Source organism: Lutimaribacter degradans, from assembly GCF_023703375.1.
Classification (GTDB): domain Bacteria; phylum Pseudomonadota; class Alphaproteobacteria; order Rhodobacterales; family Rhodobacteraceae; genus Lutimaribacter; species Lutimaribacter degradans.
The window spans coordinates 55231-67060 of sequence record NZ_JAMQGO010000009.1 but is presented as its reverse complement, the minus strand read 5'-3'; the positions used below and the strand labels follow the sequence as shown (position 1 = coordinate 67060).

Here is an 11830-nt window from a genome sequence, read left to right as displayed (position 1 = left end):
CGTGGTTGCAGATGAAACGGTTGTGGCTGAAACTGCCTGGATGGAAAGCGATGATTTCGACCTGCAGGATTTCCTGCCCTACCTTCTGAACCAGGCGGCCGAGGCCAGCAGCCTGGCGTTTCAACAGGTCTACAAGGACAGGTACGGGATGTTGCGCACGGAATGGCGGGTTCTGTTCCACCTGGGCATCTACGGGCGCATGACCGCCCGCGAGATCGGGCAACGCTCGAAGATGCACAAGACCAAGATAAGCCGCGCGGTGCAGAAACTGGCCGACCGGCGCTTCCTGACGCGGCGCCCCGATGACGATGATCGGCGGCTGGAGTGGCTTGACCTGACAAGCCAGGGCCGGGCGGCCTATCGCGACCTGCGCGAGATCGCCATGCGATACGATGCGGGGCTGTCAGACAAGCTGACCGCGCGGGAAAACGCGGTGCTGCGGCAGGCCCTGCGTAAACTGGCGCAGGATCGGTAAATACCGGCTTTACTTTCAAGGCGCCCCGACGCCAGATGCGCGCATGTCGGATCAACTCAAGGGGCTGACCATTACCGCGCTGGGCGTTCTGATGGTTGTGCCTGATTCCCTTTTCGTGCGGCTTATCGAAGCCGATGCCCTGGTGATCGCCTTCTGGCGCAACATGATTGCGGGGGTACTGCTTGTGGTTGGCGTGCTCGTCTGGCAGGGCACACGGCCCTACCGGGCGTTGCCCGGCACCGGCATCTACGGCGTGATCTATGCCGTGGCCGTGGGATGTGCCGGGATCATGTTTCCGCTGGCGATCAGCCTGACCTCGGTGGCCAACGTGGTGTTCACCCTTGCGGCGATGCCGGTATTCGCCGCGATCTATTCACGCATTTTCCTGGGCGAAAGCATCTCGCGCCGGATGGTGTTGACCATGCTTGCCGTCGCCGTTGGATTGAGCCTGCTTGCCTACGGCTCGGGCGAGACCGAGGGCGCGCATTGGACGGGCGACCTGACCGCGCTGGGGGTGGCCGCGCTGTTCGCCGCGGGTCTGACAGCGGCGCGCAAGGTGCGCAGCGTGTCGATGGTGGCCATGGTGCCGGTGGGCTATATCGGAGGCAGCCTGCTGCTGTGGCCCTTTATCGCGCCCCTCAGCATTCCCGACGGGCAATGGCATTTCGCGATCTTCCACGGCGTTTTCATCGCCGGCAGCTCGATCGGGTTGGCGCTGGGGCCTCGCTATATCCCCTCTGCCGAGGTGGGGTTGCTCATCTTGCTGGAATCGGTGCTGGCGCCGCTTCTGGCCTGGGCGGTGGTGGGCGAAGATCCGGGTGCTTACGCGCTGCTGGGTGGGGCCGTGGTCATTGGCGCGCTGGCTGTTTCGAACGCCGTGGCGCTGTCACGCCGCCGCGCCTGACCGTTTTTTTGGATGGTGTGCGTCGGGGGCGACGCCCCCGGAGCAGGCCGGTTTCAGAAATCCACCGAAACGCCGGGCAGGTCCAGTGCCTTCATCAGGTCGCGCAACTCCTGCCGTGCCGCCAGGTTCGAGATGTTGAGCTGTTTTACCCCGATATCGCGCAGGTCCAGCAGGGTCAGGCCGCGAGGGAAAAGCTCGCGGAAGATCACCCGCTCGTTGAAGCCCGGCGCGACGCGAAACCCGATGCGTTTCGCCAGGTTGTCGAGCGCGCGGCCCATCTTTTCCTTGTTGACCATCTGCTGGGCGCCAACGCGGTTGCGCAAGACCACCCAGTCAATGGGTTTCAGCCCCGCCTGCGCGCGCAACTGGCGCGCGTTCCAGACCATCTCGGAATAGACCGAGGGGCCGAGAATCTTTTGCCCGTCGCTGTCGATGCGGGCCAGCAGGTCGAAATCAATGAAACTGTCGTTGAGCGGCGTGATCAGCGTGTCGGCCAGGCTGTGCGCCACCTGGCTGAGCCGGGTGTGCGAGCCGGGGCAATCGATCAGGATGAAATCGCTGTCGCGCTCCAACTGGGCCACGGCGGCCGAAAGGCGCTGGTCATAAGGGTTTTCGCCAGGTTTCAGCGTGTCCTGGTCGAGTTCGGGCAATTCATGATAGCTGGACGAGGGCAGATCGAGCCCATGTTTCTGGCAATAGTTCTGCCGGTTCTGCGCGTAGCGGCCAAAGCTTTTCTGCCGCAAGTCCAGGTCGAGCGCACCAACCTTGTGGCCCATACGCGCCAAGGCGGTTGCCACATGCATCGACACGGTGGATTTTCCCGCGCCGCCCTTTTCGTTGCCGACCACGATGATATGCGCCATGGCTGCTTTTGCCCCTTTATCTTGTCGCGCGCTGCAATTTCTCAACACGATATGGTGTAAGCGGAAAATTGCAAAGCGTGGAACTTCCCCGCCGGGCGATGCTTTCGCATCTGTTGCAGAAATATGGAAGGGGGATGTGGCGCGCCGGGTCAGCGAACTGTGCCCGTGCAACGAAAAACGCCGCCCCGGAGGGCGGCGTTTCACGGTGTTATCGCGCTGGCGCGTGGGATCAGAAGCCCAGGCCGGCGTACTTGTTCTTGAACTTCGAGACGCGGCCGCCGGCATCCATCAGGCGCGAGGAGCCGCCCGTCCAGGCCGGGTGCACCGTCGGGTCGATGTCGAGCGAGAGGGTGTCGCCTTCAGCGCCCCAGGTCGAGCGCATCTTGATCATGGTTCCATCGGTCATCTTGACGTCGATGAAATGATAGTCGGGATGAGTGTCTTTTTTCATCTCGTGCGTCCTTATGCTTCGGCGCCGGATTTCGGCTTGTAGTTGGAGACCTCTGCGATACGGGCCGACTTGCCGCGGCGCGAACGCAGGTAATACAGCTTGGCGCGGCGGACGCGACCACGGCGCACCACCTCGATCGATTCGATATTGGTGGAGTAGAGCGGGAACACACGTTCCACGCCTTCGCCAAAGGAAATCTTGCGCACGGTGAACGAGGCGTCGATGCCATGGCCGTTCTTGCGGCTGATGCAAACACCCTCGTAGTTCTGAACACGGGTGCGGGTGCCTTCGGTCACCTTGTAGCCGACGCGAATGGTATCGCCGGCCTTGAAATCGGGGATGGTTTTCCCCAACGAGGCAATCTGTTCGGCCTCGAGTTGCTTGATCAGATCCATCTGACCGTCTCCTGATTTGCTTGCGGTTTTTCCCGCAAAGGTGTCTTGCGCCTCAGAGCTCTTGGTCTTCTTCCGGGTCCGGTCATGCCGCCCGCCAGAGTTCAGGTCATCATTGCTTTGTCAGTCGCCAGTCGCGCGGGGCCTTGGGTAACGAAGACATCACCCGCCGCAAAACGCAAAAGGGCCCGTCGACCCGAAACGAGTCGCGGACGCGCGGTGTATAGGGGCTTTGGCCTTCGCTGGCAAGGCCTGCGGGCGCTGCGGGGCGTGCAGGATCGGCAGCCTTGCGCCCGCGGCGGCCCGGGTCCGATGGCGGGCGTTTGGGCCGGATGAAGGGGTCAGTCGCCCTTGTGCGGCGCGGTGTTGGCTTTCCACAGGTCGGGGCGGCGTTTGCGTGTAAGCTCTTCGGCCTGGTGGCGGCGCCATTTCTCGATTTCGCCGTGATGGCCCGACATCAGCACATCGGGGATCTTGTGGCCTTTCCATTCGGCCGGGCGGGTGTATTGCGGATGTTCCAGCAGCCCGGCCGAATGGCTTTCCTCGGCGGTGCTGTCGGCATTGCCCAGCACGCCGGGCAGCAGGCGCACGGTGGCGTCCAGCATCGCCTGCGCGGCGATTTCGCCGCCTGTCATGACGAAATCGCCAAGGCTGACCTCGGCGATGCGGTAATGATCAAGCACGCGTTGATCGAGCCCCTCGAAGCGGCCACAGATCAGCGTGACGCCGGGCAGGGCGGCCCAGTCACGCGCCATCTGCTGGTCGAACCGCTTGCCGCGCGGGCTGAGATAGACGAGCGGACCGGGCGCCCGCCCCAGTGCATGGTCAAGCGCGCGGCCCATGACATCGGCGCGCAACACCATGCCCGCGCCGCCACCGGCCGGCGTGTCATCGACGTTGCGGTGCTTGCCTTCGCCGAAATCGCGCAGGTTTATCGTTTCAAGCTGCCAGATTCCGTCGCGCAGCGCCTTGCCGGTCAGGCTTTCGCCCAGAACGCCCGGAAAGACGCCGGGAAAGAGCGTGATCACCTGTGCCGTCCAGGCGCGGGCAAGGCGTGTTTCGTCCAGCAGGCCCCGCGGTTTCGGCGAGGCGGTAATGGATTTGCGACCATGCGATTTGGGTGTCTGCGTCATGGCACGCGATATACGCCGAAACGCGGGCGCGGCGCCAGCCCCGGCGCGCCGGTCAAGGGGCGGCGATTTGAGCGCGCCACGCCTCCATCAGTTGTTTCTTGGCCGCCACCCAGTCGTCATGGTCCATGTCCGACCGGTTGAGCGCCAGCATTTCCGCGATCACGTGATCGGGGAAGGATGGGTTGGCGGGGGGCAGCGGGGTAAGGCGGTCGCGCAGCGCGGCCGGGGCGCCCGCCACGTCAAGCAGCGCGGTTAGCGGGCCGAGCCGCCCGGCGCCGTGGGTTTCGAGCGGCGCGATCGTTACGGGGGCACTTGTGGCCGCGTCGATGCGCGCGGCCCAGGCCGAGAGGTCGGCATGCTCGGCCATGCGCGCCAGGTAGGTATCGTGCGCCTCGGTAAAGCGGATGGCGCGCACGTGCTGGGCATAAGTGCTGCGCAGCCACGGCGCGGCGGCACGGGTGGTGAAGACCAGGTGCAAGTCCAGCCCGGGCAGGCAGGCTTGGGCCACCTCTTCCAGCGTGGCCATCAGTCGGGGCGCGGCGTCATAGCCCGTCAGGCCAAAACGCCCCGGCATGTGGCCCGAAAGATCCTCGGCGCTGATCAGGACGGGGCGGGGGTCGGCGGGATCGAGTGTTTCGAACAGCTGGGCCAGTTCGAAGGTGAACAACCCAAGATCGGCCGTGGATTGCCCAAGCGAAAAAGCGCGCGCGGCCTCGCATGTGGCGAGCATCTGGCGGCGGGTCAAGACGCGGTAATAGCGGGCGATCTTGCGGCCGTTGCGGCGCAACATGTGCTGGATGCTGGTGGTTCCGGTCTTGTGGAACCCGGCATGCACGACCATGCGCATATGGTCAGAACAGCCCTTCGGGCGGGTCCGCGACGATGCGCCCGGCCTCGAGATCGACGGTGGGCACCGCCTCGCGCGTGAAGGGCAGAAGGACGGTGGATTTCAGCCCCGGGCCCTGGATTTCCAGCAAATCGCCGGCCCCGTGATCATGCACCGCCTTAACGCTACCCAGTTGCGTGCCGCCCGTGTCAAAGACCGGCAGGTCAATCAGGTCGGCATGGTAGAATTCGTCATCCGGCAGGCTGGGAAGGCGGTCGCGCGGCACGTAAAGCCGCACACCGCGCAGCGCGTCGGCCTGTTCCTTGGTGGCAATGCCCGACAGGTGCACCGCCAGCCCGTTCTTTATGGGACGGTCGAGCGTCACGTCGAATTCCATCGCGCCGTCCTCGGTTTCGAGGGGGGCGTAATGGGCAATGTCCTCAGGCACCGAGGTGAAGCTTTTAAGCCGCACTTCGCCCTTGACGCCGAAAGCGCCCCCGATGGCACCGACGCAGATCCGTTCGGACATCCTGCCTCCTTCGGACAGAGGGGTTCATGCTAGAAATAACACCGATCCGTGCCGTGAAAGCAAGGGGATCGGGGCAGGCGGCGCCCGTTGAACGCGGGCGCCGCCTGTATGCCGAAAGCCGGGATTATTCCTCGGCTGTGGCTTCTTCTGCGGGCGCTTCGGCGGCTTCTGCTGCCTTGGCGGCCTTTTGCTCGGCGCGATCCTGGGCTTTCTGACCCGGCTTTGCCTTGTTGGGGTTGCTGCGTTCTTTCTTGTCCAGAACACCGGCGGCTTCGAGCATGCGGCTGATGCGATCGGTCGGCGTGGCGCCTTGGCCCAGCCAGTATTGCACGCGCTCCAGGTCCATCTTCACACGGTCTTCGCTGTCTTTGGGCAGCAGCGGGTTGTAGGTGCCCAGTTTCTCGATGAACCGGCCATCGCGGGGCATGCGGCTGTCAGCGGCCACGATGCGGTAGAAGGGACGTTTCTTCGAGCCACCACGGGCCAGACGGATTTTCATTGCCATTGTGATTTCTCCTTTGAATGGCTGGGGGCAGGCGGGGTGAACCCCGCCCTACGATTGGTGCTTCTTGTGGTGCTGAATGACTTCAGCGATGATGAAGTTCAGGAACTTCTTGGCGAATTCCGGGTCGAGATCGGCCCGGCGCGCCAGGTCTTCGAGCCGTTCGATCTGCGCGGCCTCGCGCGTGGGATCGGACGGGGGAAGGTCGTGTTCGGCCTTGAGCTTGCCCACCGCCTGGGTGTGCTTGAACCGCTCACCCAAGGTATAGACCAGGATCGCGTCCAGCCGGTCGATGCTGGCGCGGTGCTCCTTCAGGAGCGCGGCGGCGCGCTGCGTGGTATCGTCAGTCAATGGCAAACCCTTTCGGCTTGAACAGCGGATCGGCGTAATTGGCGATCTCCATCTCTATCCCGTGGGCCAACTGGCTGCCGTCCAGCGCGCCGGGCGCGGGGTGGCGGTAGACCGCGTCATTGCCGTCGATCGAGGGGGCATCGGGCTCTTTCACCGCGCCCAGCCGTTCGGCCAAGCGGATCGAGTCGAGGTTCTTGGGGTCGATATAGCTGACCGCCGTTTGCCAGCCCAGATCGTTGTAGAGATAGCGGCGCACGCGGTGCGTGGCCTCAAGCGCGTATCCGTGCCCGGCCACGTCGGGCCAGATGATCCAGGCAATCTCGGGCTCGGGCCATTTTGCCGGGAACCAGCCGCCAGCCATGCCCAGCGTCTTTTCGGTGCCGCGGTCATGGATCATCCACATGCCGTAGCCGCGGATCTGCCAGTGCCCGATCTCGGCGGCGTAGAGCATCCATGCCTCGTAGGCATCGAGCGGCCCGCCCATGAAGCGCGAGCGATAACTGGAAAACGTCGCCTTGAAATCGGGGTAATCCTGCGGCTCGGGGCCGCGCAGGACAAGGCGCCTGGTTTCCAGCGTGGGGATCATGCGGGTGGCCATGGTTTACGCGGCCTCCTGCGTGGGGTGGCGGTAGACATCGACCGCATGCCCCAGAAGGGTGCCCTGCCGTTCCAGCGTGGCCCCCATGCGTCGGGCCAGCGCCGCCGAACGGGTGTTGTCCGGTGCTATGTAGCTGATTACGCCATCCAGCCCGAAATGCCTGGCCCCGTGGGTGCGGGCGGCAATTGCGGCCTCGTAGGCGTAGCCCTTGCCCTCGTGCCCGTTATAGAGATGCCAGCCCAGTTCGGGTTCGTCCCAGCCTTCGGGAAACAGGAAGCCGACGCCGCCGACGGGCCGATCGGTGGCCCGCTCGGCCGCCAGCCACATGCCGTAGCCGCGCAGCATCCAGTGCCCCAGGGCCCCCGCGATGGTGCGCCAGCTGTCGGCCCGCGACTTGGGACCGCCGACAAAGCTGCTGCGGTCATCTGCAAAGAAATCGGCGATCACGTCCAGGTCGGTCTCCTGCATGGCGCGCAGGATCAGCCGGTCGGTTTCGATCACCGGGATATCAACGGTGATCCGCGTCATGTGTAAGCCTCGATTCCGCCGTCGGAGTCGAGCATGTCAGGCCCTGGATGGCGGTAAAGCATTTCGGTGCCCATGTAGGCGTTCTGGTATTGGCGTTCGAACCACGCGCCCAGCCGTTCGGCCAACTGGACCGAGCGGGTATTGCCCGGCACGATGTTCGAGGTCAGCGTGGTGAAGCCCAAGTCGCTATAGGCCCAGTCGCGGGCGCGGGCGGCGGCCTCGAACGCCACGCCGCGGCCTTCGAACCCGTCGAACACGACCCAGCCGATTTCCGGCTCGGGCCAGCCATCGGGGTTCCAGATGCCGGTAAACCCGGCAGGCTGGCCCGATGCCTTGTCTTCGATGGTGAAGTAGCCGTAGCCGTGAATGTGCCAGTGCCCGACCGACAGCGCGACCCAGCGCCACGCGTCGTGGCGGTTGTCATAGGCGCCGAACCCGGCCGCGCGTTCCTGATCGGTCAGAAAGGCGATCATCGGCTCGATATCCCGCGCCTCGTGGCTGCGCAGGATCAGGTTCGCGGTTTCCAGTGTGGGGGCGTTGGTCAGGGGCATTGGCTTACTTCTTCTTGCCCAGGCCGCTGAGCCCGCCGGGCAGTTGCATGCCCCCGGGGCCGCCAAGCCCGCCGGGCATCTTGCCACCCATCGCCTTCGCGGCTTCTTCCATCGCCTTGGGGTCGTTCATGTCGGGCATGCCGCCCTTGCCGAACATACCCTTCATGGCCTGCTTGAGCGCGCCGCCCTTGCCCATCTTGCCCATCTTTTTCATCATGTCCGACATCTGGCGCTGCATCTTCAGCAGCTTGTTGAGGTCGGACACCTCCATGCCGGCACCCTTGGCGATGCGTTTCTTGCGGCTGGCCTGCAGGATCTGGGGGTTGGCGCGTTCCTTCTTGGTCATCGAGTTGATCAGGGCCACCTGCTGGCGGATCACCTTGTCGTCGAATCCGGCCTCTTGCACCTGCTTGGCCATCTTGCCCATGCCGGGCATCATGCCCATGATCGATTCCATGCCGCCCATCTTCTGCATCTGTTCAAGCTGCATCTTCAGGTCGTTCATGTTGAACTGACCCTTCTTGAAGCGACGCATCATGCGCTCGGCCTGTTCAGCCTCGATGGTTTCCTGCGCTTTCTCGACAAGGCTGACGATGTCGCCCATGCCGAGGATGCGGCCGGCGATGCGCTCGGGCTCGAACGTTTCGAGCGCGTCCATCTTTTCGCCCAGGCCGACAAAGCGGATGGGCTTGCCCGTGACCGCGCGCATCGACAGGGCGGCACCGCCGCGCCCGTCGCCATCCATCCGCGTGAGGACCACGCCGGAAATGCCGATCTTGGCGTCGAATTCCTCGGCCACTTCGACGGCAACCTGGCCGGTCAGGCCGTCGACCACCAGCAGGGTTTCGCGCGGGTGTACGACATCGCGCACATCCTCGACCTCTTGCATCAAGACTTCGTCGATCTGCAGGCGGCCGGCAGTGTCCAGCATGTAGACATCGTAACCGCCCATCGTTGCCTGCTGCTTGGCACGCCTGGCGATGTCGACGGGTTTTTGCCCCGGCACGATCGGCAGGGTATCGACGCCGATCTGCGCACCCAGCACGGCCAGCTGATCCATCGCGGCAGGTCGGTAGACGTCAAGCGAGGCCATCAGCACGCGCTTGCCCTCTTTCTCTTTCAGGCGCTTGGCCAGCTTGGCGGTGGTCGTGGTCTTGCCGCCGCCCTGCAGGCCCACCATCAGCACAGGCGCGGGCGGGTTGTCGATTTTCAGCTTGCCGGGGTCTTCGTCGCCGGTCAGCGTGTCGATCAGCGCGTCATGCACGATCTTGACGACTTGCTGGCCCGGCGTGACCGATTTCGTAACCGCCTGGCCGGTGGCCTTGTCCTGCACGGTCTTGATGAATTCGCGCGCGACGGGCAGCGATACGTCGGCCTCGAGCAAGGCCACGCGCACCTCGCGCAGGGCGGTTTTCACGTCATCTTCGGACAGCGCACCCTGTTTCGTCAGGCGGTCGAATACGCCGGAAAGGCGTTCGGACAGATTTTCAAACATGCCGCAGGCTCCTTTGCGTGGCCTAATTCTTGCCTGCCCAGATGGGGGCGCGCGTTTTGTTTCGAAACCCCGGCCGTCCAAACCAGAATTGCCCCCGTGGGCGCAACGCGCTGACGGGGGGCGATCCTTGCCTGCGGCCAAGGACCGGAAGAACAGAGCCTTCCGGGATATCGATCAGGGGCATATGCCGCGCGGCGACCCGAGTCAAGCCATGCGCGCCTGCGCCCATGTACAACAGTGGTGTGTGCATGGTTCCGAATACCGCTGTTGTGCCCGGCGGGTTTGGTGCGTGCGCGGGCCGGGGCGGCAGGGCTTTGCGCAGGGCCGGGCCCGTTGCCGGGCTGGTCTGGTCATTCCCGTCGCCGCGGCGCATAGTCGGGTGGCACGAATGGCAGCATGGGGAAGAGATGGATAACTGGGACGAAATTCGCACCGCGTTCCAGGTGGCGCGCCTGGGCACTGTCAGTGGCGCGGCCGAGGTTCTGGGCGTGCACCACGCCACCGTGATCCGCCATATTGACGCGCTCGAGGGGCGGCTGGGCGTCAAGCTGTTCCAGCGCCATGCGCGCGGCTATACCCCGACCGAGGCCGGGCAAGACCTGTTGCGGGTGGCGCAAACCACCGATGAGCAATTTCAGCAATTGGCGGGCCGGTTGAAAGGTGGCGGCAATGACATGCGGGGTGAACTGGTGCTGACATCGCTTGCCGGGCTGGCGCCGCTGTTGGCTCCGGCGCTGACGGATTTCCAGCGTGACAATCCCGAACTGGTGCTGCGTTACCTGACGGGCGAACGATTGTTCCGCCTGGAATACGGCGAGGCCCACGTGGCCATCCGTGCCGGTGCCACACCGGAAGAACCCGACAATGTGGTTCAGCCCTTTTTCACCCAGATGCACGGGCTTTATGCCGCGCGGGCCTATGCCGATGCGCATGGCCTGCCCGAGGGGCCCGAGGATTTTGCCGGCCACGCCTTTGTCGCGCCCGATGACCCGTCGATGCGCGCGCCGTTCAATCGCTGGCTGCGCGACCGTGTCAATGAAGATGCCATTCGGTTTCGCAGCAGCGAAAGCCGCGCGCTGGAACTGGCCTTGCTGGAGGGGGCGGGCATCGGTTTCCTTCCCCTGTGGGAGGCCGCGCGCCATGAAGACCTTCTTGAGGTGATGCCGCCGCAAAAGATGTGGGCGGTACAAATGTGGCTCGTCACCCATGTCGATCTTCATCGTACCGCCAAGGTGCAAGGACTTTTGACCTTTCTCAAGGATCGCGCCAAGGACTGGGATAGCGAAGGCCCCACGGCATGAGCGAGGTCGCACGCGGCCACCTGGCAATGCTTTTGTTCTCGGCGCTGGTGGCGGGGTCTTTCTCGCTTGGCGTTCTGGTGGCCAACGACATCGCGCCAAGCGCGTTGAACGCGTTGCGGTTCGCGCTGGCGGCGGTCATCGTGGGCAGCGTGGCGCTGGCCACCCATGGCCTGCCCCGCAGCGCCTTTCGCGCACCGTGGCGCTACCTGGTGCTTGGAGGAATTTTCGGCGCCTATTTCGTGTTGATGTTCGAGGGGCTGAAAACCGCGCCGGCGGTTTCGGCCTCGGCCGTCTTCACGCTGACACCCATCGTGTCGGCTGTGGCGGGTTGGGTGTTGCTGCGGCAGGTCACCACGCCGCGCATGGCGTTGGCGCTGGCCATCGGGGCGGTCGGGGCGCTTTGGGTCATCTTTCGCGCCGATCTGGGCCTGTTGGCGCAATTTCAGATTGGCCGGGGTGAGGCGATCTATTTCGTGGGTTGCGTGGCGCACGCGGTCTACACCCCGCTGGTACGGGTATTGAACCGGGGCGAACCTGCCGTCGTGTTCACCTTTGGCATGTTGCTGGCGGGCGGTTTGCTGGTGGGTGCGTGGGGCTGGCAAGACATCGTGGCCACCGACTGGGCCGCGCTGCCGGGGCTGGTCTGGGTGGCGCTGGCTTACCTGGCGATCTTTGCCTCCTCGGCGACATTCGTATTGCTGCAATACGCCACGCTGCGGCTGCCCTCGGCCAAGGTGATGGCTTATACCTACCTGACGCCGACCTGGGTCGTGGTGTGGGAATTCATGCTGGGCCATGGCACGCCACCCACGATCTTGCTGGGCGGTGTCGGGTTGAGCGTGCTGGCGCTGCTTTTGCTGTTGCGCGACGACGAGGCGCGCAAGGCTGCCGGCGCGGCGCAAGGCACCGCTCAGGGCGGGCCAGTATAGAT

At 64.5% G+C, this 11830-nt stretch carries 16 protein-coding genes; 4 read left to right on the top strand and 12 right to left on the bottom strand.

Translation table 11 applies throughout. The features are described from left to right. Positions 1-40 precede the first annotated feature (40 nt). Together M8744_RS13225 and M8744_RS13220 are read left to right on the top strand one after the other, a co-directional pair. Positions 41-475: a MarR family winged helix-turn-helix transcriptional regulator gene (locus tag M8744_RS13225; RefSeq protein WP_251418532.1), complete on the top strand. Its 435-nt coding sequence runs from the start codon at positions 41-43 to the stop codon at positions 473-475. A gap of 43 nt (positions 476-518) precedes the next feature. Beyond that, positions 519-1379: a DMT family transporter gene (locus M8744_RS13220; protein WP_251418530.1), complete on the top strand. Its 861-nt coding sequence runs from the start codon at positions 519-521 to the stop codon at positions 1377-1379. Positions 1380-1432: 53 nt separating this feature from the next. Here M8744_RS13220 and M8744_RS13215 read toward each other — a convergent pair whose 3' ends face one another. From M8744_RS13215 to ffh, 12 genes are all read right to left on the bottom strand, one after another. Continuing rightward, positions 1433-2242, bottom strand: coding sequence for a division plane positioning ATPase MipZ (locus tag M8744_RS13215; RefSeq protein WP_251418528.1), 810 nt, complete (start codon positions 2240-2242; stop codon positions 1433-1435). Positions 2243-2471: 229 nt separating this feature from the next. Beyond that, positions 2472-2693, bottom strand: a complete 222-nt coding sequence (gene rpmE, locus M8744_RS13210; protein WP_251418526.1) for a 50S ribosomal protein L31 — start codon at positions 2691-2693, stop codon at positions 2472-2474. An 11-nt stretch (positions 2694-2704) separates the two neighbouring features. Continuing rightward, entirely contained in the window at positions 2705-3088 is a 384-nt protein-coding gene (gene rplS, locus M8744_RS13205) for a 50S ribosomal protein L19 (protein ID WP_251418524.1), read from the bottom strand. Positions 3089-3426: 338 nt separating this feature from the next. Further along, entirely contained in the window at positions 3427-4218 is a 792-nt protein-coding gene (gene trmD, locus M8744_RS13200) for a tRNA (guanosine(37)-N1)-methyltransferase TrmD (protein ID WP_251418522.1), read from the bottom strand. Positions 4219-4270: 52 nt separating this feature from the next. Beyond that, the gene (locus M8744_RS13195; RefSeq protein WP_251418520.1) at positions 4271-5065 is read right to left on the bottom strand and encodes a hypothetical protein; all 795 of its coding nucleotides are present in this window, start codon (positions 5063-5065) and stop codon (positions 4271-4273) included. A gap of 4 nt (positions 5066-5069) precedes the next feature. Then, entirely contained in the window at positions 5070-5573 is a 504-nt protein-coding gene (gene rimM / locus M8744_RS13190; RefSeq protein WP_251418518.1) for a ribosome maturation factor RimM, read from the bottom strand. 124 nt (positions 5574-5697) lie between these two features. Then, positions 5698-6078, bottom strand: a complete 381-nt coding sequence (gene rpsP / locus M8744_RS13185; RefSeq protein WP_251418516.1) for a 30S ribosomal protein S16 — start codon at positions 6076-6078, stop codon at positions 5698-5700. A 48-nt stretch (positions 6079-6126) separates the two neighbouring features. Then, positions 6127-6426 carry a chorismate mutase gene (locus M8744_RS13180; RefSeq protein ID WP_251418514.1) on the bottom strand — a complete coding sequence of 100 codons (300 nt, stop codon included), beginning with the start codon at positions 6424-6426 and terminating at the stop codon, positions 6127-6129. After that, entirely contained in the window at positions 6419-7024 is a 606-nt protein-coding gene (locus tag M8744_RS13175; RefSeq protein WP_251418512.1) for a GNAT family N-acetyltransferase, read from the bottom strand. The genes M8744_RS13180 and M8744_RS13175 overlap by 8 nt, the downstream gene beginning before the upstream one ends. A gap of 3 nt (positions 7025-7027) precedes the next feature. Next, complete coding sequence (locus M8744_RS13170; RefSeq protein ID WP_251418511.1) at positions 7028-7552, bottom strand: GNAT family N-acetyltransferase; 525 nt, start codon at positions 7550-7552, stop codon at positions 7028-7030. Continuing rightward, on the bottom strand, positions 7549-8103 hold the full coding sequence (locus M8744_RS13165; RefSeq protein ID WP_251418510.1) for a GNAT family N-acetyltransferase: 555 nt from the start codon (positions 8101-8103) through the stop codon (positions 7549-7551). Before M8744_RS13165 ends, M8744_RS13170 begins: the two co-directional genes overlap by 4 nt. Positions 8104-8107: 4 nt before the next feature. Next, positions 8108-9598 carry a signal recognition particle protein gene (ffh, locus tag M8744_RS13160; RefSeq protein ID WP_251418495.1) on the bottom strand — a complete coding sequence of 497 codons (1491 nt, stop codon included), beginning with the start codon at positions 9596-9598 and terminating at the stop codon, positions 8108-8110. 407 nt (positions 9599-10005) lie between these two features. On the opposite strand from ffh, the gene M8744_RS13155 reads away from it, so the two are divergent. Beyond that, positions 10006-10899 (top strand): LysR family transcriptional regulator, encoded by an 894-nt coding sequence (locus tag M8744_RS13155; protein ID WP_251418484.1) that lies wholly within the window; start codon positions 10006-10008, stop codon positions 10897-10899. Then, entirely contained in the window at positions 10896-11828 is a 933-nt protein-coding gene (locus M8744_RS13150) for a DMT family transporter (RefSeq protein ID WP_251418482.1), read from the top strand. Before M8744_RS13155 ends, M8744_RS13150 begins: the two co-directional genes overlap by 4 nt. The last annotated feature ends 2 nt before the right edge of the window (positions 11829-11830 follow it).